The organism is Streptodolium elevatio (genome assembly GCF_040649515.1).
GTDB classification, from domain to species: domain Bacteria; phylum Actinomycetota; class Actinomycetes; order Streptomycetales; family Streptomycetaceae; genus Yinghuangia; species Yinghuangia elevatio.
Genome location: NZ_JBEZFP010000007.1, coordinates 76,597 through 99,080 on the forward strand (window position 1 = coordinate 76,597; position 22,484 = coordinate 99,080).

At 72.3% G+C, this 22,484-nt stretch carries 22 protein-coding genes; 18 read left to right on the top strand and 4 right to left on the bottom strand.

Going from position 1 to position 22,484, the window contains the following annotated elements:
* Window positions 1-45 precede the first annotated feature (45 nt).
* Window positions 46-852 carry an enoyl-CoA hydratase/isomerase family protein gene (locus tag AB0C36_RS04485; RefSeq protein ID WP_358349078.1) on the top strand — a complete coding sequence of 269 codons (807 nt, stop codon included), beginning with the start codon at window positions 46-48 and terminating at the stop codon, window positions 850-852.
* A 137-nt stretch (window positions 853-989) separates the two neighbouring features.
* Window positions 990-1,436, top strand: coding sequence for a VOC family protein (locus AB0C36_RS04490; RefSeq protein WP_358349080.1), 447 nt, complete (start codon window positions 990-992; stop codon window positions 1,434-1,436).
* A 33-nt stretch (window positions 1,437-1,469) separates the two neighbouring features.
* On the opposite strand, the gene AB0C36_RS04495 is transcribed toward AB0C36_RS04490, so the two are convergent.
* Window positions 1,470-2,072: a TetR/AcrR family transcriptional regulator gene (locus AB0C36_RS04495; protein WP_358349083.1), complete on the bottom strand. Its 603-nt coding sequence runs from the start codon at window positions 2,070-2,072 to the stop codon at window positions 1,470-1,472.
* 126 nt (window positions 2,073-2,198) lie between these two features.
* On the opposite strand from AB0C36_RS04495, the gene AB0C36_RS04500 reads away from it, so the two are divergent.
* Window positions 2,199-3,713 carry an MDR family MFS transporter gene (locus AB0C36_RS04500; protein WP_435838982.1) on the top strand — a complete coding sequence of 505 codons (1,515 nt, stop codon included), beginning with the start codon at window positions 2,199-2,201 and terminating at the stop codon, window positions 3,711-3,713.
* 19 nt (window positions 3,714-3,732) lie between these two features.
* Here AB0C36_RS04500 and AB0C36_RS04505 read toward each other — a convergent pair whose 3' ends face one another.
* Complete coding sequence (locus AB0C36_RS04505; protein WP_358349086.1) at window positions 3,733-5,340, bottom strand: alpha/beta hydrolase; 1,608 nt, start codon at window positions 5,338-5,340, stop codon at window positions 3,733-3,735.
* 160 nt (window positions 5,341-5,500) lie between these two features.
* Between AB0C36_RS04505 and AB0C36_RS04510 the strand changes: the two genes are divergently transcribed.
* The 3 genes from AB0C36_RS04510 (at window position 5,501) to mtnB (ending at window position 9,125) form a co-directional block, all read left to right on the top strand.
* A complete protein-coding gene (locus tag AB0C36_RS04510) occupies window positions 5,501-6,763 on the top strand; it encodes a sulfotransferase family protein (protein WP_358349089.1) in 1,263 nt (420 codons plus the stop codon).
* Entirely contained in the window at window positions 6,760-7,971 is a 1,212-nt protein-coding gene (locus tag AB0C36_RS04515) for a hypothetical protein (RefSeq protein ID WP_358349091.1), read from the top strand. The genes AB0C36_RS04510 and AB0C36_RS04515 overlap by 4 nt, the downstream gene beginning before the upstream one ends.
* 497 nt (window positions 7,972-8,468) lie before the next feature.
* Window positions 8,469-9,125: a methylthioribulose 1-phosphate dehydratase gene (gene mtnB, locus AB0C36_RS04520; RefSeq protein ID WP_358349094.1), complete on the top strand. Its 657-nt coding sequence runs from the start codon at window positions 8,469-8,471 to the stop codon at window positions 9,123-9,125.
* A gap of 36 nt (window positions 9,126-9,161) precedes the next feature.
* Here the strand turns inward: mtnB and mtnA are convergent, their stop codons facing one another.
* A complete protein-coding gene (gene mtnA / locus AB0C36_RS04525) occupies window positions 9,162-10,163 on the bottom strand; it encodes an S-methyl-5-thioribose-1-phosphate isomerase (RefSeq protein ID WP_358349097.1) in 1,002 nt (333 codons plus the stop codon).
* Between the two features lie 527 nt (window positions 10,164-10,690).
* Between mtnA and AB0C36_RS04530 the strand changes: the two genes are divergently transcribed.
* From AB0C36_RS04530 to AB0C36_RS04585, 12 genes are all read left to right on the top strand, one after another.
* Complete coding sequence (locus tag AB0C36_RS04530; protein ID WP_358349100.1) at window positions 10,691-11,749, top strand: BMP family ABC transporter substrate-binding protein; 1,059 nt, start codon at window positions 10,691-10,693, stop codon at window positions 11,747-11,749.
* 178 nt (window positions 11,750-11,927) lie between these two features.
* Window positions 11,928-13,673: an ABC transporter ATP-binding protein gene (locus tag AB0C36_RS04535; protein ID WP_358349103.1), complete on the top strand. Its 1,746-nt coding sequence runs from the start codon at window positions 11,928-11,930 to the stop codon at window positions 13,671-13,673.
* Window positions 13,666-14,871: an ABC transporter permease gene (locus AB0C36_RS04540; protein WP_358349105.1), complete on the top strand. Its 1,206-nt coding sequence runs from the start codon at window positions 13,666-13,668 to the stop codon at window positions 14,869-14,871. Before AB0C36_RS04535 ends, AB0C36_RS04540 begins: the two co-directional genes overlap by 8 nt.
* 1 nt (window position 14,872) lies before the next feature.
* Window positions 14,873-15,886, top strand: a complete 1,014-nt coding sequence (locus AB0C36_RS04545; RefSeq protein WP_358349107.1) for an ABC transporter permease — start codon at window positions 14,873-14,875, stop codon at window positions 15,884-15,886.
* Window positions 15,883-16,647, top strand: coding sequence for a nucleoside phosphorylase (locus tag AB0C36_RS04550; RefSeq protein WP_358349110.1), 765 nt, complete (start codon window positions 15,883-15,885; stop codon window positions 16,645-16,647). The genes AB0C36_RS04545 and AB0C36_RS04550 overlap by 4 nt, the downstream gene beginning before the upstream one ends.
* 134 nt (window positions 16,648-16,781) lie before the next feature.
* Entirely contained in the window at window positions 16,782-17,336 is a 555-nt protein-coding gene (locus AB0C36_RS04555) for a sulfite oxidase-like oxidoreductase (protein WP_358349210.1), read from the top strand.
* Between the two features lie 61 nt (window positions 17,337-17,397).
* Window positions 17,398-18,222, top strand: a complete 825-nt coding sequence (locus tag AB0C36_RS04560; protein ID WP_358349113.1) for an FAD-binding oxidoreductase — start codon at window positions 17,398-17,400, stop codon at window positions 18,220-18,222.
* Window positions 18,223-18,438: 216 nt separating this feature from the next.
* Entirely contained in the window at window positions 18,439-19,317 is an 879-nt protein-coding gene (locus AB0C36_RS04565; RefSeq protein ID WP_358349116.1) for a hypothetical protein, read from the top strand.
* A 124-nt stretch (window positions 19,318-19,441) separates the two neighbouring features.
* The gene (locus AB0C36_RS04570) at window positions 19,442-20,068 is read left to right on the top strand and encodes a DJ-1/PfpI family protein (protein WP_358349119.1); all 627 of its coding nucleotides are present in this window, start codon (window positions 19,442-19,444) and stop codon (window positions 20,066-20,068) included.
* A gap of 179 nt (window positions 20,069-20,247) precedes the next feature.
* Complete coding sequence (locus AB0C36_RS04575; RefSeq protein ID WP_358349121.1) at window positions 20,248-20,751, top strand: methylated-DNA--[protein]-cysteine S-methyltransferase; 504 nt, start codon at window positions 20,248-20,250, stop codon at window positions 20,749-20,751.
* Complete coding sequence (locus AB0C36_RS04580) at window positions 20,748-21,071, top strand: Ada metal-binding domain-containing protein (protein ID WP_358349125.1); 324 nt, start codon at window positions 20,748-20,750, stop codon at window positions 21,069-21,071. The genes AB0C36_RS04575 and AB0C36_RS04580 overlap by 4 nt, the downstream gene beginning before the upstream one ends.
* Complete coding sequence (locus tag AB0C36_RS04585) at window positions 21,068-21,655, top strand: hypothetical protein (RefSeq protein ID WP_358349128.1); 588 nt, start codon at window positions 21,068-21,070, stop codon at window positions 21,653-21,655. The genes AB0C36_RS04580 and AB0C36_RS04585 overlap by 4 nt, the downstream gene beginning before the upstream one ends.
* Window positions 21,656-21,788: 133 nt before the next feature.
* Here the strand turns inward: AB0C36_RS04585 and AB0C36_RS04590 are convergent, their stop codons facing one another.
* Window positions 21,789-22,484: a hypothetical protein gene (locus AB0C36_RS04590; RefSeq protein ID WP_358349131.1), complete on the bottom strand. Its 696-nt coding sequence runs from the start codon at window positions 22,482-22,484 to the stop codon at window positions 21,789-21,791.

A 22,484-nucleotide genomic window follows, 5' to 3' on the forward strand; every position in this document is an offset into this window, starting at 1 on the left:
CGGCCGCCGCACCGCGCACCGCAGCACCCGCGAGGAGAGCCGACCATGAAGTACGCCGAGATCGAACGCCCCGCCGACGGGGTCGCCCTGGTCCGGCTCAACCGCCCCGACCGGCTCAACGCGCTCAGCGCGACCCTGGTGTCGGACGTCTACACCGCCTTCCGCACGCTGAACCGGGAGCGCGGCATCCGGGCGATCGTCCTGACCGGGGCCGGCCGCGGGTTCTGCTCGGGCGCCGACCTGAGCGGCGACCCGGACCACGCGCCGGACGCCGAGGGGCGCGGCAAGGTCGGCCTCGTCTACCGGTCGCAGGAGCACCTGGTCGACATGATCCTCGCCGTGCACGAGTGCGAGAAGCCGGTCATCGCCGCGGTGCACGGGGCCGCCGTGGGCGGCGGTCTCGCCCTCGCCCTGGCCTCCGACCTGCGCGTCGCCGACACCACGGCCAAGTTCGGCTCGGTGTTCATCAAGGTGGGCCTGTCGTCCGCCGACGTGGGCACGTCGTACCTGCTGCCGCGCCTGGTCGGGCCCACGCGCGCCGCCGAACTGATGCTGACCGGCCGCCACTTCACCGCCGACGAGGCCGACCGCTTCGGCATGCTGAACGCGCTCACGCCGGCGGGCGGGCACGTGGACGCGGCGCTGGAGCTCGCGGGTCAGATCGCGCAGAACTCCGAGTACGGCGTGTGGATGACGAAGAAGGGCCTGTGGGCGGGCGTCGAGGCCAACAGCCTGCGGCAGCAGTTGGAACTGGAGAACCGCACGCAGGTTCTCGGCACGTTCACCGGCAACATGACCGAGGCCGCCGTCGCGTTCCGCGAACGCCGCGCGCCCGTCTGGCAGGACATGTAGCGCGGCGAGCGGATCGCCCGCGGGACGTGGATCCCCGCGGAGGGGATCGTTCGGGCGATCCGCACCCCGCACACCTCACTCTCTTCGATTAGTCGAAGGGCCTGTTCGACAATACGGCCGCGTGTCACAATGCCGCCATGCCGACGCCCTCAGCGAGCCGCGTACGCGGCTACAGCCACATCGGAATCGGGGTCGACGACCTCGACGCCGCCCGTGCGTTCTACATCGGCCTGCTCGGCTTCGAGGAACTTCCGCGCCCCGACCTCGGTCCGGGCATGTGGCTGCGCGTCGGAGACCTCCAGCTGCACTTCGTAGGGACGGACGACATGCCCACCCCCGGCGGAGGCCTTCCGCACATCGCCCTGCACGTGGACGAGGCGGACTTCGACGGGCTGATCGCGGATCTGCGTACCGCCGAAGTCCCTTTCCTCATCGAACCGTTCCACAACGGCGAGGTCTGGGCCGCGTTCGTGGCCGACCCCGCGGGCAACTACGTGGAGCTGACGACCCTGGGCCCGCTGGCTCCGCGTACACCGACCGGCATCCCGGCCGGCGACGTACCGGCCGACGGCCTCGACCCCTGATCGGCTCCTGATCGACTCCTGATCGGGAGTCGATCAACCCCTGGTCGCCTCGGGGCTCTTGCGGCCCTCGGTGACCAGGGGCAGGAACAGCGTGTCGACGATCTCCTCGATCACCGCGTCCGCCACGGGGCGGAAGGTCATGAAGAACTCCTGCTTCAGGAGGTCGAACGGCAGCGACTTCATGCGCTCGGTCACGTGCGCCGGGTCGATCTCGCCGCGCGCGAAGGCCCGTTCGAAGATGTCGTCGAGGAGGTTGCGCCGCCCCGCCTTCGCGAATTCGCGCAGGTCGGCCGGACTGGTGCCGGTCTCCTGGTAGTAGGCCGCCATCTGGATGCTCATGATCGTGGCGAGGTGCACGCGCGTGGCGTTGATCCGCCGGAGCAGCCCGATCATGTCGCCGCGCAGCGAACCGGTGTCGGGCGCTTCGACCGGGTTGCGCTCGGACGCGTGGATGACCGCGGCGCGCACCAGGTGGTTGCGGTCCGGCCAGCGGCGGTAGAGGACGGGACGGCTGGTGCCCGCGCGCCGTGCGACCGCGTCCATGGTGAACCCCGCGTAGCCCCGCTCGACGAGTTCGTCCCACGCGGCGTCGAGCAGCGCATCCTCCAGCTCACGGCCGCGGCGGCGTTCCGCCATGTGTCCGCACCTCCCACGCCGACACGCGCACTGTCAGGCATCGCGTGTAAGAAACACTTGCGCATCTTAACGGACCGTGCGTACCATCACAGCGCTAAGAAACAGCCGTGTATCTTAGGTGGATCCGTGAAACGTGTACGCCGGCCCGCGTCCGTACCCCCGCCCGGTGCGGCCGACACCGGGACAGACGCCGACCAGGTCGACCCCGCCGTGTGGCGCACCGCCTTCACCGTGATCGTGGGGGCGCTCGCGGTCGTCTTCGACACCACGATCGTCAGCGTCGCGCTCAACGACCTGGGCACCGAACTGGACGCCCCGCTCAGCACGATCCAGTGGGTCAGCACCGGCTACCTGCTCGCCATGTTCGTGACCATCCCGGTCGCCGGCTGGGCGCAGTCGAGGTTCGGCGGCAAGCGGCTGTGGATCGCGGCGCTGGGGGTCTTCCTGCTCGGCTCCCTCCTGTGCGCGGTGGCGTGGGACGCCCCGAGCCTGATCGCCTTCCGCGTCCTCCAGGGCATCGGCGGCGGCGTCATGATGCCGCTGATGATGACCCTGGTCATGCAGGCCACCCAAGGCCGCAACATCGGCAAGGTCATCGCGGCCATCTCGCTGCCCGCCGCACTCGGCCCGATCCTCGGGCCGGTGCTGGGCGGCGTGATCCTGCATGTCGCCGACTGGCGCTGGCTGTTCCTCGTGAACGTGCCCTTCTGCACGGTGGGCGCCTGGCTCGCGCTGCGCAACCTCCCGGCCGACCCGCCGCGCGGCCGCGCGCCGTTCGACGTCGTCGGGTTTCTGCTGGTGTCGCCCGGTGTCGCGGCGGTCATCTACGGGCTCTCCCGGACCGAGGGCGACGCCGGGTTCGTGAGCGCGGACGTACTCCGGCCGCTGCTCGGCGGCCTCGCGCTCGTCGCGGCCTTCACCGTGTGGGCCCTGCGTCGGCCCGGCGGCGCCCTGATCGACCTGCGGCTGTTCCGGAACGGCCCGACGGCGTCGGCGTCCGCGCTCGGGTTCCTGACCGGAGCCGCGCTGTACGGCGCGATGCTGCTCATGCCCCTTTACTGGCAGCAGGTGCGCGGCGAGGACGCCCTCGGCGCGGGACTACTCCTCATCCCGCAGGGCGTCGGCACCCTGGTGTCCCGCGGCTTCGCGGGCCGTGCCATGGACCAGTACGGCCCCCGCGTCGTCGCCGTGGTCGGGTTCACCGTCTGCTGCGTCGGTACCGTGCCGTTCGCGTTCGCGACCGACGACACCTCCAACGTGCTGCTCCTGGCCGCGCTCTTCGTGCGCGGGATGGGGCTCGGCGCGGCGGTGATCCCGCTTGCCGGCGCCGCCTACTCGGGGCTGTCCCGCGAGCAGATCCCGGACGCCAGCGTCGTCACCCGGGTCGCGCAGCAGGTCGGCGGCTCGGTCGGCACCGCCGTCCTGGCCGTCGTGCTGCAGCACACCGCCGACGGTGCGAAGACGCCCGCCGAACTGGCCGACGGCTTCGACCACGCCTTCTGGTGGGCCGTCGCCTTCACCGCGTCGGCCGTCCCGCTGTGCCTGCTGCTGCCCGGCCGCACGCCGGCGGGCGGCGCACCGGGCGCGGCCCGGCCGGTCCCCGACTCCCCCACGAAATCCGAGTCGGCCGGACGGAGCTGACGGCCCACCGCGTACCGGACTAGTCCGGTACGCCGATGAGTTCGACCCTTTCGTCCACGCCGACCGTGCCCGCGGTGCCCTCGGTGGCGCGCTCGTCGGAACGGGCCGTTTCGGGCTCGGTGGCCGGGGGCTTCTCGTCCGCGCACACCGTCCCCTCGGGCGGCAGCACGCCGTCCGCGAGGTAGCGGACGACCGCGTCCCGTGCGCAGTTGCTGCGGCCGAACGCGGTGTGGCCCTCGGCCTGGAACGTCAACAGGCGGGCGTTGTCGAGCAGTCCGGCCAGCGCGACGGCGTCCTGGTAGGGGGTGTCCGGGTCACCGGTCGTCCCGAGGACCAGCAGCGGTGCCGAACCCTGTGCGGTGTACGGGCCTTCGTGCCGGCTCGCCCGCTCGGCGGGCCAACGGGTGCACGCAGGTGCGTGGTTGTGGTCATAGGTCGGCGGGCCGTACGCCATCGCCGGACCGAGCAGCGGCGCCCGGCGTGACGCCAGGCCCAGTTGCGCGGCGAGGCGGAAGTCCCCTTCGGGGTAGATGCGGTCGTTGCACTCGACGACGACGTTCGGGGTCAGGAACGCGAACGAGCCCGGCGACGGCGGCGCGAGGAGGAACGACGCGGGGTCGCGCGCCTCCGCGCGGGCCAGCGCGGCCGCCAGGTCGGGCCAGTCGACGCGGCCGCCGTTGATGTTGAACATCAGGCGGTAGACGAGGGTGTACCCGTTCGCCGTGCCCTTGCCGGGGATCGGCACGGGGTTCGCGTCGAGCGAGCGTACGAGCCGGTCGAAGGCCCCGCGCGGATCACCGCCGCCGAACGCGCAGGCGTCCGGGGTCGCGCCGCACCAGTCGAGCAGGCGCCCGGCCGCCGCGTCGAGCGCGAGGAACTGCGCGCGGTCGGAGCTGTACGGGCGTTCGGTGTGCGCGATCGGGTCGTAGGCGCCGTCCAGCGCCATCGCCCGGACGCGCGTCGGGAACGCGTCGGCGTACACCGTGCCGACGAAGGAACCGAACGAGCGCCCGTAGAACGAGAGTTGCCGTTCGCCGAGAGCCTCGCGGACGAGGTCGAGGTCGCGGGCGACATATCCGGTGCCGACGTAGGAAACGCGGTCGGCGGAGTTGCGCAGGCAGGCCGCGTTGAAGTCCTCGGCCTCGGCGACGGCCCGCTCCAGCCCGTCGGCGCCCGGCTGCCCGAGGGCCCGCGTCACCGCCTGGGAGTACTGGGCGTCGTCCCAGCAGCGCAGCTGGGCCGCGCGGCCGATGCCGCGGGCGTCGAAGCCGAGGACGTCGAAGCGGTCGCGCAGTTCGGCGGGGAGGTCGGCGTAGTTCCCGCGGACGAAGTCGACGCCGGAGTTGCCGGGGCCGCCCGGCTGGAGGACCAGGGTGCCGATGCGGCGGGCGGGGTCCGCGGCCCGCACGCGTACGAGCGGGAGGTCGAGCGTGGCGCCACCGGGGTCGCGGTAGTCGAGCGGCACGCGCGCGGTGGCGCATTCGTAGGGGGTTCCGGGGTCCTGGGGCGCCTCGCATCCCGTCCAGGTCAGCGCGGGCGGGCGGGGCGTCTCGGGCGGCGCCGCGGGGTCGACCGCGGTGACGGGCGAGGCGAGCAGCGCGAGGGCGGCGAGGGCGGCGGCGATCACGCCCTGATGCCATCACAGCACCGGCCCGAAGTCCCGCAGGCGTCACCCATAAGGGAACATCTTCTTGAAAAGTAACTTCATATGAAGATACTTGTCTCGGAACCGACACCCCGTCAGCCGGAGGCCGAGGCTCCGTCCGGCAGCTTGGGAGGAGAACACGATGACGTGGCAGCCCGCCCCCGCCGACCCTTGGGTCCGCGACGTGAACCGGGGCGCGGTCCCCTTGCTGTCCGCCGAGTACGGCCACCCGCTGGACGCCGACGAACTGCTCGGCGAGGCCCGGGCCCGTACCGGACTCGACGACTTCGGCGACTTCGACGGCGGCGGCTTCGAGGAGCCGCTGCGGCTGCTGGTGCACGCGCTGGAGACAGAGGGCCGCCTGAACCTGCTCGGCCGCTACGAGGTGCGGCAGCAGATCCTGCGCCTTCTAGAGGTCCGGCTCCAGCTCGCCCGCCAACTCCGCGACGACCCCGGGGTGTTGGACGAGCCGGTCACCGCGCCCCTGTTCGTCACCGGAGCGCCGCGTACCGGCACCTCCATCCTGCACGCCCTGCTGTCGCGCGACCCCGCCAACCGGGTGCCAGAGAGCTGGGAGTTCCTGCGCCCGGTGCCGCCGCCGGACCCGGCGACCCGGGACACCGACCCCCGCATCGCGCTGGTCGACCGCGAACTGCGGCTCACCGCGATGATCGCCCCCGGCTTCGACGCGATGCACGAGCGCGGGGCGCGCATGCCCAAGGAATGCATCTCGGCACAGGCGATCGCGTTCCGCTCGGAGGACTTCCCGGGGAAGTTCCGGGTCCCGTCGTACGCGGCCTGGCTCGCGTCGTGCGACATGGGCCCGGCGTACCGCGCACACCGCGTGGTGCTGCAAGTGCTCCAGCGCCGCACCGGCGCGCCTCCGCAGTGGGTGCTCAAGGCGCCGCCGCACCTGGGCACGCTGGACGCCCTGCTCGCCGCCTACCCGGACGCACGCGTCGCGGTCACGCACCGCGACCCGGTCAAAGTCCTCGGCTCGCTCGGCAGCCTGCTGGCCACCATCCACGCCACCCACAGCGACGACGTGGACGCCGCCGAACTGGCGGGTACCCAGGTGGACTTCTACGCCGACGTGCTGGCCCGGTACACGGCGCTGCGGCGGGCCGGCAAGATCGACGACACGGTCTTCCACGACTCGCACTACGCGGACTTCCTGACGGACCCGCTCGGCACGGTCGAGGCCCTGTACGCGCACTTCGGCCGCACCCTGGACGACGGCGCGCGCTCGGCGATGGCCGGCTACCTCGCCGACCGGCCGCGCGGAAAGCACGGCGCGCACTCGTACTCGCTCGCGGACTTCGGCCTCGACGCCGCCGCGGTGCGGGCGCGATTCGCGGACTACCAGGAGTACTTCGCGGTGCCGGAGGAGGGCGGTCGGGCATGAGCACACGGGACGCGAACGCGGCACCGGAAGGCGGCGGCGAGGCGGCGGCGGCATGGCGCGACTTCTGCGGCCGCATGGCGGAGGTCGGGGAACGCATGCTGGCCCCGGAGTTCCCCGGCTCGGAGACCGAACGGGCCGAGGGGTTCCGGCACCTGGCGAACCAGGTCGCGTGCTGGCTGACGTACCAGCTCGGTTCGACCGACGCACGCCACCCGGCGCTGTTCACGCACAACAACCTCGTGTACCGCTGGGGCGGCCCCAACGTCGACCAGAACGCGCGCCGTGCGCCGGTCGCCGCGGACGGCGTGTACCGGCTGTCCGTCGTGATGAACTCCTGCGAGAAGTTCATCGTGCAGGTCAAGCCCGGCAACATGCACATGGGCGTACGCGGCGTCCTCGCCGAGGTCGACTCCGCCGCCCTCGGCCTCGGTCCCGGCGACACGGCCGAGATCGTGCTCTCCGCGGAACGCCCCACCGGACACGACGGCCCGTGGATCGAACTGACCCCGGCCGCAACGCTCCTGCACGTACGCGACTACTACTACGACTGGCAGCCCGCGCAACCGGCGATGTTCGCCCTCGAACGCCTCGACACCGCCGACCGGCCGCGCACCCCGCCGACCGGCGCGGACATCGCCCGACTCCTGGACGGCGCGGCGTCCATGGTCGAGAACTCGATCACCTACTGGAACGACTGGGTGGAACGCACCGCCACCGCGCAGCCGCCCAACACCTTCTCCGTCCCCGCCTTTGTGGAGGGCGGCGTCCAGGACATCGTGTACGCCTTCTCCGACGTCCGCCTCGGCCCCGACGAAGCACTGCTCGTCACCGTCGCCCCCGACCAATCCGACCAGTGGAACGCCCAGTTGCAGTCCATCGGCTGGTTCGAGTCGCTGGACTTCGCACACCGCCCCACGTCGGTCAACCAGCACCAGGCACACCGCAACCCGGACGGCACCGCCACCCTCGTGGTCGCCGGCCGCGATCCGGGAACCCCCAACTGGCTCGACACCGAAGGGCGCGAGCGGGTCTTCTGCACACAGCGTTGGACCGGCCCGCGCGAACAGCCGCACCTGACCGCCGAACTGGTCGGCCTTGACCGGGTGTTCGACCGCCTTCCGGCCGGAACTCCCGGTATCTCCCCGGCGGAGCGCACCACGGAGATCCGTCGGCGCGCCGAACACGTCGCGTGGCGCTTCCGCGCCTGAAACAGCGGAGCCCGGCCGGTACAGGGGTCCGGCCGGGCTCTGCTCCCGCTCCAACCGCGGCCGCCGGACCCCCACCACCACGACGCGCGATGGCCGCGAGGACGGCGATCAGGACCGGGCGGTCACCGACGTGGCGATCGAGCGAACGCGCCGCCCCGTGGGAGACACCCCCCGGGTGGCACCGCCAGAAGTGTCTCGACGTCCTGTCGGGGAGCCCGCGGGCCGTGCTGCGGGCGGCACGGCCGTGACGCGTCGGCTCGGGAGGCCGCGCAAGGCCCAAGCGTGCCACGGTTCGCAGGCCCGGCGGGATTTTGACGACACGGCATAGCAGAGGGGGATGCGGTGTGGAATGTGTTCGGCGTACCCGAGCGCGGGCGGGCGGGAAGTCCGCGCGGCGGTACCCGGAGGGGCCGTGCGGCCTCACCGGGATGCGATGATGGCCGACCGGTGCCCCCGCTGCCCGGTATTGCGTACGTCGTCTGCGAAGGACCCCCACCATGACCTCCCCCACCCCCGCGCCCGCCGGATCCCCCGCCGTCACCGCCGCCGATCGTGCCGCCGCCGGCACGGTGCTCGCGCGCGAGGCCGCACGGTTCGCCGGACTCGGGTGGATGCGCGGTACGTCGGGCAACCTGTCCGTCGTCATATCGCACGACCCGGTGCGCCTCGCGGTCACCGCGAGCGGCCTCGACAAGGGCGAACTCGGCCCGGACGACCTGGTCGTGGTGGACGGCGCCGGCGTCCCGGTCGCCGCCGACCAGGGGCCCGGCACGCCGCGCAAGCCGTCCGCGGAGGCGGCCCTGCACGCGCGCGTCGTGGCCCTCACGGACGCCCGGGCGGTCTTCCACGTGCACACGCTGCAGGGCGTGCAGGCGGGCGCGCGCTGGCCGGGCGGCGTCGAGTTGTCCGACTTGGAGATGCTGAAGGGCATCGGACGCTCCGCGCACGACGAGAAGGTCGTGATCCCGGTCATCGCCAACAGCCAGGACATGGCGGTGCTAGGCGACCGCCTGGAGGCCGCGATGGTCGAGGGTGTCCCGGCGGTGATCGTCGCGTCGCACGGCATGTACGTCTGGGGCAAGGACCCCATGCAGGCGCGGCACCACGTCGAGATCGTGCAGTGGCTCCTGGAGTACAAGGTCGCCACGGGCTGACCTGCCCCGAACAACGAACCACGGCCGACCTGCTCGTCAGGTGCGCGGCTCGGTGACTCCCCGCTCGCTGACGATGGCACTGATGAGCCGGGCCGGCGTGACGTCGAAGGCGGGGTTGAAGGCGCGCGAGCCCTCGGGGGCCACGCGGACGCCGCCCCACTCCAGGACCTCGCTCTCCGGGCGCTCCTCGATCTCGATCGCGTCGCCGTGCGGCGTCGCGGGGTCGAAGGTGGTCTGCGGCGCGGCCACGACGAAGGGGATGCCCGCGTCGGCGCAGGCCAGCGCGACGCCGACCGAGCCGATCTTGTTCGCGGTGTCGCCGTTGGCCGCTATTCGGTCCGCGCCTATGACGGCGACGTCGACGAGGCCGCGCAGGATCGTACTGGCCGCGGCGCCGTCCGGCTGGACGAAGTGCGGGATGCCCTCCTGGTCCAGCTCCCAGGCCGTCAGCCGCGACCCTTGCAGGAGCGGGCGGGTCTCGTCGGCGTAGACGACTTCCAGGACCCCGCGCTCGTGCAGTTCGCGGATGATGCCCAGGGCGGTGCCCCACCCGGCGGTCGCGAGCGACCCGGTGTTGCAGTGCGTCAGGACCCGCAGCGGTCGGCGCTCGACGTGCGCCAGGATCCAGTCGGCGCCGTTGGCACCGATCGCCTTGTTGGCCGCGACGTCCTCGCGTACGACCGCCTCGGCCTCCGCGACGACGGCCGCGACGCCCTGCGGTACCAGCGGCAGCACGCGGTCGACTCCGCCGGCCAGGTTGACCGCGGTCGGCCGGGCATCCCGAATGCGCGAAACGGCGTCGCGCAAAGTGTCCTCGCTCCACCCTTCGCGCTCGGCCTGGAGCATGGCGATCGCCACACCGAACGCACCCGAGGCGCCGAGCGCGGGGGCGCCGCGTACCGCGAGCCGCCGGATCGCGTCGATCAGCGTGTCGACGTCGGTGACGTCCAGGCGCACGATCTCGCGCGGCAGCGCGGTCTGGTCGATGAGGTGAAGTCCCTTGCCGTGCCAGGCAAGCGAGCGTACTTCGATGGCCACGGGCGATTCCCCTGCGGTGCGGTCGGGCGGCGGTCGGCCGGCGGGGTGGGGTCCGGCATTACATCGATCGTATGACCAGGTTGTTAACGGGACGTAACCGTATTCGCCGTCACGCTGCCCGCATGCTGGACATATTGACCACCTGGCGAGACGGGGTGATAGGTTCCCGGAAATCCGCCTGATGTGATCATCACATCGGCGTCCCGTCGTCCTCAGAGAGGGGGTCAGCCGTGGCCGAGTCGCCCCGCATCCGCGCGAACGCGCAGGTCGGAAACGCGTACGTCGTATACGACGTCAGCGACGCACTCATGCATTCCCACGGCTGCCCGATGGCGTGCGTACTCCCGCCCCTCGCCCCCGGCCGCTCCGTCGCCGCCGCGTCGCCCCGCCGCCGCTGTTCCTGCCGCTGAAGCATCGTGCGCGCGCCAACGCAGAGCCGGTCGTCATCAGCGGATCCCCCGAAGTCAAGTACCTCCATGGCGCGGCCCGCTCCCGCGCGCAACGTTCCCGAACAGCTGAGGACCCCCATGTACAGCAAGACCTCCCGCCGCCTGGCGTTCACCGCCGTCGCCGTCACCACCGCCCTGGCCGCGACCGCGTGCAACGCCTCGAGCGACGACGACAAGGCCTCCGGCACCGGCGGGTCCGGTGACAAGTCGCTCGTCCTGGTGACGCCCGAGCCCGTCGGCCTCAACGACTTCCTCAAGCTCGCGAAGCAGGGCACCGAGTCGGCCGCCAAGAAGCTCGGCGGCTCGGCCTCCACCCTGGAGAGCAAGGACCCGACGGCGATCCAGCAGAACGTGGAGAGCGCGGTACGCAAGAAGCCCGCCGTCGTCGTCGCGGTCGGCTTCGAGTTCGACGACGTCATCGCGCAGCAGGCCGAGGCCAACCCGCAGCAGCAGTTCCTGCTGGTCGACTCCTGCACCAAGAAGTCCTACCCGAACGTGACCTGCGCGGTGTTCCGCGAGCACGAGGGCGCCTTCCTGGCCGGCGCCGAGGCGGGCCTGCTGACCAAGACGGGCAAGGTCGGCGCGGTCGTCGCGGTCGACTCGCCGCAGATCCGCCGCTTCTCCGACCCGTTCGGCGCGGGCGCCAAGCACACCAAGGCGACCTCCGAGTTCACCCAGGTCTTCGTGGGCGGCCAGAACCCGTTCAACGACCCGGCGCGCGCCAAGGAGCAGACCACCTCGCTCAAGACGAAGGACGTCGACATCGTCATGGGCGCCGCGTCCGCCGCGGGCAACCTCGGGGTCTTCGACGCCGCGAAGGCCAACGGCCAGCAGGCGTTCGGCGTCGACGTCAACCAGTGCGGCAAGGCCGTCGGCACGGTCGTCGACAACGTGATCAAGCACACGGACGTCGCGATCGAGAAGGCCGTCGAGCAGATCGACGGCGGCAAGCCGGGCGGCATCTCCTCGTACGGCGTGCAGGAGGGCGGCATCACGCTGACCAGCCTGGAGCCGAACGTCGCGTCGTCGCAGTGCACCATCGCCGAGCACCCGGACGTCATCAAGGCCGTCACCGACCTGCGCGACCAGATCGTCTCGGGCAAGCTCACCGTCGCCGACCCGGTCGCGGCGAAGTAGCCCCGGCGGTTCCGGCAGCACAAGCAGTACAGGCAGTACAGGCAGTTCACGCGGTTTCAGCAGTACAGGCGGTGCAAGCGGTGCCGACCCGGTGCCGCGGCCGGAGGCGTCCCCCTCCGGCCGCGGCACCGGCGGCGCATCGCGGCGCGGTACCCAGGTTCCGAACGGAAGTCGACAGATGACCGATACGTCCACTCGTCCCGGCGCGTCCTCGGACGCCTCCGCGGTGCCCGAGGTGGAACTGCGCGGCATCGTCAAGCGGTTCCCCGGGGTGCTGGCCTGCGACCGCGTCGACCTCGCCGTCGCGACCGGCGAGGTGCACGCGCTCATGGGGGAGAACGGCGCCGGCAAGTCCACCCTGATGTCCGTGCTGTACGGCCTCCAGCGCCCGGACGACGGACAGGTCCTCCTGCGCGGCACCGCACACCGCTTCACCTCGCCGCTCCAGGCCATCGACGCCGGACTCGGCATGGTCCACCAGGGCTTCAAGCTGTTCCCGTCGCTGTCCGTCACCGAGAACGTCGTCTACGGCTCGGAGCCGCTGCGCCGCGGCTTCGTGGACCGCGCGGCCGCCCGGGCGCGCGTCGCCGAACTCGTCGAGCGCCACGGGCTCCAGGTGCCGCCGGACGCCCGCGTCGGCGACCTTCCGGTGGGTGTGCAGCAGCGCGTCGAGATCCTCAAGCTGCTCTACCGCGACGCCCGCGTCCTGATCCTCGACGAGCCCACCGCGGTCCTGACCCCGGCCGAGGCCGACCGGCTGCTCGACGTCGTACGCGGCCTCGCCGCCGCCGACCGCACCGTGCTCCTGGTCACCCACAAGCTCCACGAGGTCATGGCGGTCAGCGACCACGTCACGGTGCTGCGCGACGGCCGCGTCACGGCCCGCCTGACCACCGCCGACACCGACCCGGCCGCGATCGCCGCGGCGATGACCGGGCGCGAGATCGACCTCGACAAGCGGCATCCGGCGGGCCGTCCCGCCGACGAGGTGCTCGCCGTCGAGGACCTGACCGTCGCCGCCGCGCAGCGCGACGCGCAGCCGCTCGTCGACGGGGTGTCGCTGCGGGTGCGCGCGGGGGAGATCGTCGGCATCGCGGGGGTGGCCGGCAACGGGCAGAGCGAACTCGTCGAGGCGCTGGCCGGGTTGCGCCCGGCCCGCGAGGGACGCGTGGTGGTCGCCGGCACGGAGGTCGCGTCCGGCGGCAAGGGCGTGAGTGTCGCGCGCCGCCGGGCCGCGGGGCTCGCGTACGTCCCCGAGGACCGCGGCGAGGTCGGCGCCGCCCGTACCGCGCCGCTCGCCGACAACCTCGCGATGGGCTTCCACCGCCGCGCCCCGATAGCCGGACGCGGCGGGCTGCTGCGGCGCGCCGCGATCCGCGCGCACGCCGCCCGGGTCGTCGAACGCTTCGGCGTGAAGGCCGCGTCCGGGGCGGTGCCGATCGGCACGTTGTCCGGCGGCAACCAGCAGAAGGCGATTTTGGGCCGCGAGATCACCCACGACGCGCCACTGCTGATCGTCGAACAGCCCACGCGCGGCGTGGACATCGGCTCGATCGAGAACATCCACGCCCGGCTGGTCGAGTACCGCGACGCCGGCCACGGCATCCTGCTGGTGTCGGCCGAGCTGAGCGAGATCCTCACGCTCTCGGACCGCGTCCTCGTGATGTACGAGGGCCGCGTCGTCGCCGACCTGCCGCGCGCCGAGGCCGACTTGGCCACCGTCGGCCTCGCGATGGCCGGCGGCACCCCGGGTACCCCCGACGCGTCCGATGCCCCCGACGCGTCCGATGCCTCCGACAACTCCGCAGCCGCCGGGGTGTTCCCCGACTCCCCCGACTCGCCCGCGTCCCCCGACTTCCCCGTCTCGGCCTCCTCCGACGCCGAGACCCGCCGCCCGACAGAGCGCGATGCCGACCATGACTGACCACAAGCGTCCCTCCCCCGGTGCGTCCCAAGGCGCCGGAGTCGTCCTCGGGTTCGCGCGCCGCGCCGTGTTCTCCCCCGTCACCGCCGCGATCGTGGCCGCGTTCGTGGTCGGGGCGATCATCCTGGCGTCGACGGGTGCCGATCCGTTCGCCGCCTACCAGGCGATCTTCGAGACCTCGCTCGGCGGCGAGGGCATCAGCGACACCGCCACCAAGTCGATCCCGATCGTCGGCATGGCGGTCGCGCTCGCGATTCCGCTGCGCGCGGGGCTCGTGAACCTGGGCGGCGACGGGCAGTTGGTCCTCGGCGCGCTGGCCGCGGCCGTGGTGGGCCTTTACTCGCCGTTCCCGGCGCCGGTCACCGTCGTGCTCGCGCTGCTGGCCGGGATCCTGGCCGGCGGCCTGTGGGCCTCGCTTGCCGCACTGCTGGAAATCACGTGCGGCGTGCCGCTGCTGGTCAGCAGCCTGCTGATGAGCTACCCGGCGATCTCGCTGGTGTCCTACCTGATCCGCTTCCACCTGCTGGAGAAGGGCTCGGGCATCCCGCAGTCCGAGCGGCTGCCGGACGGCGTACGGCTGCCCGAGTTCGCCACCGACGGCGGGCTGGGCACCGGCATCAGCATCGGCATCTTCCTGGTCCTGGCCGCCGCGCTGGTGTTCGCGTTCGTCGAGTCCCGCACGTCCGCCGGGTTCGAGCTGCGCATGACGGGCCGCGGCGCGCGGTTCTCGGCGTATGCCGGTGTCGACCGACCGCGCCTGACGATCCGTCTGATGTTCGCGTCCGGTGGCCTCGCCGGGCTGGTCGGGGCGATCATGGTGCTCGGGTTCCCGTACCGGCTGACGGACGGCGCGCTGACCACTCCCGCGTACACCTGGACCGGACTGCTCGCGGCACTGCTCGCGGCCGCGTCCCCGATCGGCACCATCGTCGCCGGCTTCTTCTTCGCGGCGCTGACCGTGGGCGGCTTCGGCATGGAGCAGGAGACGGCCGTGCCGCAGCAGCTGACCTCGGTGCTCCAGGCGGTCATCATCCTGTTCCTGGCGGTGCGCACCGGGGTGTTCGCGAAGGGCGCGTGGCTGCGCGGCCGCCGCCCGGGACGAATACCGCCGGGCGCGGAACCCTCCGTCGCCGGACCACCGCACATCGAGCCGCCGAGCACCGAGTCTCCCGTGCCCGCCGAGACCGGAGGCCGGTGACATGTCCTTCGATGCCGAACTGATCTTCTCCGCGCTGCGCGCGCTGACGCCCGTGCTGTTCGCGGCCCTCGGCGGCGCCCTGTGCGAGCGCGCGGGCGTCTTCAACGTGTCCCTCGAAGGGACCATGCTCACCGGCTGCTTCGCGGCCGTCACCGGCAGCTGGTACACCGGCAGCGCGTGGGGCGGCGTGCTCGCCGCGATGCTCGCGGGCATGGCGTTCTCGGCGATCCTCGCGATCGGCGCGGTCAGCCTGGGCGCGGACGCCGTCGTGGTGGGCATCGCGCTCAACCTGCTCGCGGTCGGCCTGACCGGCTTCCTGCTGCGGACCGTGTTCGGCACGCAGGGCACGTTCAGCGACCCCGACCTCAAGGGCCTCGAACCGGTCGACATCCCCGGGGTGGAGTCCGTCCCCTTCCTCGGCGACGCCGTCTCCGGGCACTCGCCGCTGGTCTACCTGTCGTGGGTCGCGGTCGCGGTCATCGCCGTCATGCTGTCGCGCCACCCGTGGGGTGTGCGGCTGCGCGGCGTCGGCGAGGCGCCCGAGGCCGCGCAGAGCCTCGGGGTCAGCGTCGCCAAGTACCGGTACGCCGCCGTCCTCACCTCCGGCGCGCTGTGCGGCCTGGCCGGCGCGCAGCTGGCGCTCGGCAACGTGACGCTGTTCTCCGAGAACATGACGGCGGGACGCGGCTGGATCGCGGTCGTCGCGGTCATGCTCGGCCGCGCGCTGCCGGTCGGCGTCCTGCTCGCCGGCCTGCTGTTCGGGCTCGTCGAGGCGATCGGCTTCCGGCTCCAGGGCGAGGGCATGCCGCAGCAGGCCGCCGACGCCGCGCCGTACGTGATGACGCTGGTCGCGCTGTTCCTCGCGACGAGGCCGAGGTTCCGCGGCGGCATGGTGCGCCGCAGACCGCGGGGCGCGCCGACCGACGGAGCCGACGCCGCCCGGGGCGGCGGCGGAGGCGACCGCGACACGTCCGCCCCGGTGTCCCCCGTCCCCAGCTTGGAGCCGAAGTCATGACCTCCGCCCGTCCCACCGTCCTCCCGATCACCAAGATCCCCAGCTCGGGTCTGCCCGCGTACGCGGTCGTCGTCGGCGACCCGGCGCGCGCCGGGCTGGTGGCGAAGCTCCTCGACGGTGCCGAGCAGCTAGGCGCGAACCGCGAGTACGTCACGTACGCCGGCACCTGGCGCGGCGTCCCCGTCGTCGTGTCGTCGCACGGGGTCGGCGGCCCGGGCGCGGTTTGCCTGTTCGGCGAACTCGCCGAGGCAGGCGTGACGACCATCGTCCGGCTCGGCACGGCCGGGGCGATCGCCCGCGGGATCGGCGACGGCGACCTGATCGTGGCCGAGGCGGCGGTGCGCGACGACGGCGTGACGCAGCAGCTCGTGCCGGCCGAGTTCCCGGCGGCGGCGACCCCCGAGGTCGTGCTCGCGCTGCAAGGTGCGGCACGCGAGCACGAGGCGGCGTACCACCGCGGCACGGTGTGGACGCGGGCCGCGTTCCTGCCGGGTGTGCTGGAACTGCCGATGAAGCCGTATCAGCGGGCCGGCGTGCTCGCGATCGAGATGGAGTTGTCGGCGCTGCTGGTGTTCGCGGCGCTCAACGGCCTGCGGGCGGGCGGCGCGCTGGTGATCGACGGCATCGCCGCCGACGACCTGGTGGACGACGACGGCAACAGCAACTACGACCCGCACCGCAAGGTCGTCGCCGAGGGTGTGGAGAAGGCCGCGCTCGTCGCGCTGGACGCAGTGTGGCGGCTGGCCCAGGACGACGCGTGACGGCGGGGACTTCTTCGGGGAGGCCGCCGACAGCGCCTTCGGCATCCCCTTCGACACCCCGTTCCGAGGCGGCGCCCGCGTCCGCGACGCGCGGGTTCGTCGGGCGTACGTCGGCCGACGCCCGCGACCCGCGCCTGCCTCCCGGCCAGTACGACGCCCACAACTCCTTCCCGGTGCTGTCGGCCGAGGTCACCCCCGAACTCGCCGCCGCGGACTGGACGTTCCGCATCGACGGGCTCGTGGCCTCGCCGCGCGCCTGGACATGGGACGACGCGCACGCACTGCCCGCGAGCACCTACGAGGGGCCCATCCACTGCGTCACATCGTGGTCGAAGCTGTCGACCCGGTTCACCGGGGTGTCGGTCGACGACTTCCTCCGCGCGGTGGGGCCGCTGCCCGCGGCGACGCATGTGGTGGCGTATGCGCACACGGGATACACCACCAATCTCGCGCTCGACGATCTGGTGGACGGCAAGGCGTGGATCGCGTTCGACTACGAGGGCGAACCGCTCACCGCCGCGCACGGCGGTCCGGCCCGGCTGCTCGTGCCGCACCTGTACTTCTGGAAGAGCGCGAAGTGGATCGCCGGACTGCGGCTGGTGGACCGCGACGAACCCGGGTTCTGGGAACGGAACGGCTACCACCACCGGGGCGATCCGTGGGCGGAGGAACGCTATGCGGGCGACTGACACACCGACAGACACTCCGATCGGCGCGCCACCTGGCACTGCGCCTGGCACTCCGTCCGACGTGCCGACCGACGCACCGGCTGCGACCGGGGCGGGGTCGGTGCTGCCGGAGATCCCCGAGTTCGCGGCGCCGGGCCGGGTCGCGCCAAGCCTGCGCGGCAAGGTCGACTGGCAGGACGGCGAGATCGTCGAACTCCGGGCGGAGACACCGCGCATGCTCACCGTGCGGCTGGCGTTGCCGGTGTGGAACGCGCACGTCGCCGGCCAGCACTACATGGTGCGGCTCACCGCGGCCGACGGGTACACCGCGCAGCGCCACTATTCGGTCGCGTCGGCGCCGGGAGATACCGGGCACATCGAGCTGACCGTCGACCGGGTGGACGGCGGCGAGGTGTCGGGCTACTTCCACGGCGCGGCGCGTGTCGGCGACCGCATCGAAGTACGGGGCCCCCTGGGCGGGTTCTTCGCCTGGGCGGGCGACCGCCCGGCGCTGCTGATCGGTGGCGGCTCCGGGCTCGTCCCGCTGGTCGCCATGCTGCGCCACCACCGCGCGGCCGTGCCGGGTTCTGCCGCCGCGGACGTCGGCGTGGAGTTGCTGGCGTGCGTGCGTACGCCGGAAGACCTGCCCTACCGCGAGGAATTGACGGGTGATCAGGTCACCGTCGTGCACAGTCGGGTGGCTCCTCCCGGGCTGCCGGTGGGACGGCTCACCCCCGAGATGGTGGCGCCGTACGCCGCCCGCGCCGTCGCCGAGGACCGCGAGGTGTACGTCTGCGGGTCTACCGGCTTCGCCGAGGCGGTCGGCCGCATGCTCACGCGTGCCGGCGTCCCCCCGGCCCGCATACGCCTGGAGCGCTTCGGCGACGCGGTCCCGACGGATCGGTGAACCGGTGAACCCACGCCGCTGCCACGGGTGGCAGGACATGACAAATGCCGGTCGAATGCCGCCGTCAATGGTCGCCTGACGGGTCGATATCTCGAAATACCTTGTCATGCAAGGAAGTTCGCCACGGTTACTGGTGTGTACCCCTTGCCCCGGAACAGCCCGTGCCGGACCATTCGGCTGGGCGGGCGGTGCTGCCCGCCGGGGAGGGGGAACGAAATGGCTCTGCCACTTCCGGTTGCCACCGGGACCTGGAACGTCGCCCCGGGCGAGACCGGAAAGCTCCCGGGCAGCGAATTCCTGCACGGCGCGGTGCACCACGTCAGCTATGCCTATCCGGCCGCGCCCGGCACGACCGCCGACTACAAGCTCGACGGACAGTGGACCAACAGCCTCGCCGCCGCGACGGTGTTCAAGACCGCGGGCCTGACCGCGTTCCGGACCAACATCTCGACGGTCGTGGTGCCGGCGCTCACCAAGAACGAGTGCCCGCTGGACCCGATCATCGGCCTGGTGGTCGACCTGGCGCCCGGCTGGGAGTGGTGTCCCGACAAGAGCGTGCATCAGACCTTCACCGTCAAGCCCAACAACGGCCCGCTCGGCGAGGTGTGCCACCTGGCGCTCCACCTGCTGGCGATGCGCTCCACGATCGAGGCACGCCGCCGCCAGATGAACAAGCTGAACGTGCCCGAGGTGACCGTGACGACCGACCTGGGCCGCGAGAAGACGGAGAAGTCGGCGACATACCGGCTCAATTGGAACAACGTGCTGGCCGGCGGCCGTGACGCGGTCGTCAAGGCGCTCAAGGCCGTGCCGCCGACGCCGATGATCAGCGGGCCGCCCTCGAAGAACCCGCAGAACCAGGAGATGAACCGCATCGTCGCGGCCGACATGTTCAAGGCCGACAACGGGCTCACCCAACTGCAGAACCTCGGGCTCATCGACCTGGAGGGCATGAGCGGCAAGACGTTCATGGCCACGAAGGGCAAGCTCATCGCGCTGTCCCCCAACAGGAGCGAAGACCTGCACGCCGCGTACAACCACATCCGGTTCCTGCTCTACATGGAATGGCGCGGGGTCCACGAACTGCTCCTCTAGCCCGCGGTGTTGTGCGGGTCCGGGAAGCGGATGGCGCGATGTGTGCGGTCTGCGGCGTGGACGCCATGAGGCGTGCGGGGCAGCATGAAACCGCTCCCCCGCCGTTTCCTCCGGAGGTAAGCCCGTGCACGTCGCCATTCCGCTCTACCCGGGGTTCACCGCGCTGGACGCGGTGGGGCCGTACACCGTCCTGGCGTTGACCCCCGGCTGCGAGGTCTCGTTCGTGGCCGGGGGGACGGGCCCGGTCACCGACGACCAGGGCAAGCCGACCCTGGTGGCCACCACGTCGTACGCCGACCTGCCAGCCCCGGACATCGTCGTCGTGCCCGGCGGGCCCGGGACGACCGCGGCGCTGGGCGACCGCGCCCTGCTCGACTGGCTGATGGCCGCCGACGCGCACACGAAGTGGACGACCTCCGTCTGCTCCGGCTCGTTCCTGCTCGCCGCCGCCGGACTCCTGACCGGACGCAAGGCCACCTCCCATTGGGGCTGGGTGGAACAGCTGGCGGGCTTCGGCGCCGAACCGGTCTCGGAGCGCGTGGTGTTCGACGGCAAGTACGTCACCGCCGCAGGTGTCTCGTCGGGAATCGACATGGCGATCGCCCTGGTTGCTCGCGAGACGGGCGAACGCACCGCCCAGACCGTGCAATTGGCCATCGAGTACGATCCGGAGCCGCCGTTCGACGCGGGATCGCCGCACAAGGTGCCCGCCGACCTGCACGCCGCGGCACTCGCCCTCATCGGCACGTAGGCAGTAGCCAGTCGCGAGGCCGAAGCGACCGCGGCATTCCGGCGCGTCGGATCAGTCGGGTCCGACGCGCCGTCCGATTTCCGCCAGCATCTCCGTTTCCGGGCGCGCATGATCGTAGGCAGGGGGAACGAAGCAGAAGCTACGTGACTGCACGGAAGGTGCAAGGAAGAGGTGGCGGCATGACCGTCTACACCACGATCCCCAGCCCGGTCGGCGAACTGCTGCTGGTCGGCGAACGCGCCTCCGCCGGCGTGGCGCTGACATCGGTGTCGACGCCCGGCGCCAAGAACGCCCCGGTGCCGCACGGCGACTGGCGGCACGACCCGGCCGCCTTCACGGCCGCGGCCGACCGGTTCGGTGCCTACTTCGCAGGCGAAGCAATCTCCTTCGACTTGGAGTTCGCCCCGCGGGGCACCGACTTCCAGCACCGCGTGTGGCGCAAGCTGGACACGATTCCGTACGGCACCACGACGACGTACGGCGCGCTCGCCGCCGAACTCGGCCTGCCGCGCGAGCGGATCCAGGCCCTCGGCACCGCGATCGGCGCGAACCCGCTGCTGATCGTGCGCCCGTGCCACCGCGTCATCGGCACGGACGGGTCGATGCGCGGCTACGCGGGCGGCGTGGAGCGCAAGCACCAACTGCTGGTCCACGAAGGCGCGCTCCAGCCCACGCTGCTGTGACGGCCCCGCGTACTGCGCCCGACCCGACGATAGGACGGGCAGCCCCCGCGCGCACGTACACGCTGGTCGGCACCGACGGAGCCGCGTACCGCAGCGCGGAACCCGGTGCCCTCGGCGGGCACCGGCGCGGGCGGCTGTACGGGCGGCTCGACTGCCCCTCGGCGCTCCGGGCCATCGCCCGCGGCGGATACGTCCGTCAGCGCGTGTTCTTCGCCGACGCGGCGACCGCCCGCGCCGCCGGATACCGCCCGTGCGCGGTCTGCCTGCCGGACGAGTACGCGCGCTGGAAGAGCCACCCGGAAGGACCGGCCCCGTCATGACCGGCTTGAACCGCCCCGCCCGGTCGGCCTGGCCTCCCGTCGGCCGAACACCGCCGGACCGCCCGTCCCCTCTCACCTCCGCCGCCGAATGGTCCGCATACGGCGAGCCCGCCGCCCCGCGGCCCCACACCCCCGCCGAACTCGACGCCCTCCTACGGTTGCTGACACGCCCTCAGGCCCGCATCGAGATCATCGCCGTCGGGCACAGCCGCGACCCCGCCTCACGGAACGCCGCCGATGCGCTGATCCGCGCCTGGGAAGGCCTCGACCGCAAGACCGTGCGCACCGTCGTGGACTGGCCCGAGCAGGCGGCCTCCTGGCTGCGGCCCGCCCGGCGCTTCGCCGCGGGCCCGCCCGACGCCTGGGTCGTCGCCGCGGCCGGCCGGGGTTGGGCGGAACTGAGCCGTCGGCTGCGGCGGGACACGGAATGGGCCCCGGACCGCACCTACGGCTTCGCCTCCCTCGCCGACCCGCGCACCATCGCGTACGCCGGCCAAGGCACCCTCAACGGCCTACGCGGCGCGGCGGCCGACGGCACCACCTGGTCCGTAGACGGCAACTGGCTGACCGGCCAGGTCCTCTGACGTCGCGTCAGTCCGCCACCCCGGCACCTCCGCGGCCGCGGACGCGCCCCTCGACGCAACGAAGCCGGTGGCCACCCCTGCGGTCCAGGGGTGGCCACCGGCTTCCTTGTGGCCCGTGGAGCGTCGGTGCGGGTCAGGCCGCCACCACCAACTGCTCCCGGGCCGGCAGGGTCGCATGGGTGCCGCCCGACATGAGGGTCCCCACTGCGACCGGAAGACGTTTGCCGTTCTTCTTGACGGCCGCGAGCCTGCCCGCCGGACGGGCCGCGTTCGCCACGGCCAGGCTGCCCACGGCGGCAAAGCTGCCCACCGAGGCCACCTTGCCCGCCACCGCCGCGCTCGCCGGGCGTGCCGTGTTGGCCACTGCCACAGCCGCCTTCCTCGCCACCGCCACCGTGCCGGCGACGGCTGCCTTGTCGGCGACCGCCGTCTTGTCCGTCTTGCGGGCGAAGACCACCAGGCGCAGGACCACGAAGCGGCCGAGCCCGGCGAGGCCGGAGGCGGACAGGTAGACGGCCTGCTGGGTGAGCGCCCCGGCATGCGGTGCGACCGCGTCCAGGACCACCATCGCGGTGGTGGTGAACAGGTAGGCGATGACCGCCGTCCCGGTGGACTCCACGTGCACGCGGATGCTCGCGGCGCCCTTGCGGAAGGTGATCCGGCTGTGCAGTTCGTTGCAGAGCAGGGTCGACACGACGGTCACGATCGCGTTGGCGACGGCGATCGACATCGAGCCGGTGAGGAGCATCAGCGCGGCGCTGGAGAGGAGACCGACACCGCCGCCACAGATGACGAAGCGGACGAACGCGGCGACAGCGTTGCGATCCAT

Bases quoted from the DNA above. Each gene is read 5' to 3' on its own strand.
- AB0C36_RS04495 (WP_358349083.1), bottom strand. From the start codon at position 2,072: ATGGCGGAACGCCGCCGCGGCCGTGAGCTGGAGGATGCGCTGCTCGAC.
- AB0C36_RS04485 (WP_358349078.1), top strand. From the start codon at position 46: ATGAAGTACGCCGAGATCGAACGCCCCGCCGACGGGGTCGCCCTGGTC.
- AB0C36_RS04575 (WP_358349121.1), top strand. From the start codon at position 20,248: ATGACCGTCTACACCACGATCCCCAGCCCGGTCGGCGAACTGCTGCTG.
- AB0C36_RS04585 (WP_358349128.1), top strand. From the start codon at position 21,068: ATGACCGGCTTGAACCGCCCCGCCCGGTCGGCCTGGCCTCCCGTCGGC.
- AB0C36_RS04565 (WP_358349116.1), top strand. From the start codon at position 18,439: ATGGCTCTGCCACTTCCGGTTGCCACCGGGACCTGGAACGTCGCCCCG.
- mtnB (WP_358349094.1), top strand. From the start codon at position 8,469: ATGACCTCCCCCACCCCCGCGCCCGCCGGATCCCCCGCCGTCACCGCC.
- AB0C36_RS04545 (WP_358349107.1), top strand. From the start codon at position 14,873: ATGTCCTTCGATGCCGAACTGATCTTCTCCGCGCTGCGCGCGCTGACG.
- AB0C36_RS04535 (WP_358349103.1), top strand. From the start codon at position 11,928: ATGACCGATACGTCCACTCGTCCCGGCGCGTCCTCGGACGCCTCCGCG.
- AB0C36_RS04550 (WP_358349110.1), top strand. From the start codon at position 15,883: ATGACCTCCGCCCGTCCCACCGTCCTCCCGATCACCAAGATCCCCAGC.
- AB0C36_RS04515 (WP_358349091.1), top strand. From the start codon at position 6,760: ATGAGCACACGGGACGCGAACGCGGCACCGGAAGGCGGCGGCGAGGCG.
- AB0C36_RS04490 (WP_358349080.1), top strand. From the start codon at position 990: ATGCCGACGCCCTCAGCGAGCCGCGTACGCGGCTACAGCCACATCGGA.
- AB0C36_RS04540 (WP_358349105.1), top strand. From the start codon at position 13,666: ATGACTGACCACAAGCGTCCCTCCCCCGGTGCGTCCCAAGGCGCCGGA.
- AB0C36_RS04530 (WP_358349100.1), top strand. From the start codon at position 10,691: ATGTACAGCAAGACCTCCCGCCGCCTGGCGTTCACCGCCGTCGCCGTC.
- AB0C36_RS04510 (WP_358349089.1), top strand. From the start codon at position 5,501: ATGACGTGGCAGCCCGCCCCCGCCGACCCTTGGGTCCGCGACGTGAAC.
- AB0C36_RS04590 (WP_358349131.1), bottom strand. From the start codon at position 22,484: ATGGATCGCAACGCTGTCGCCGCGTTCGTCCGCTTCGTCATCTGTGGC.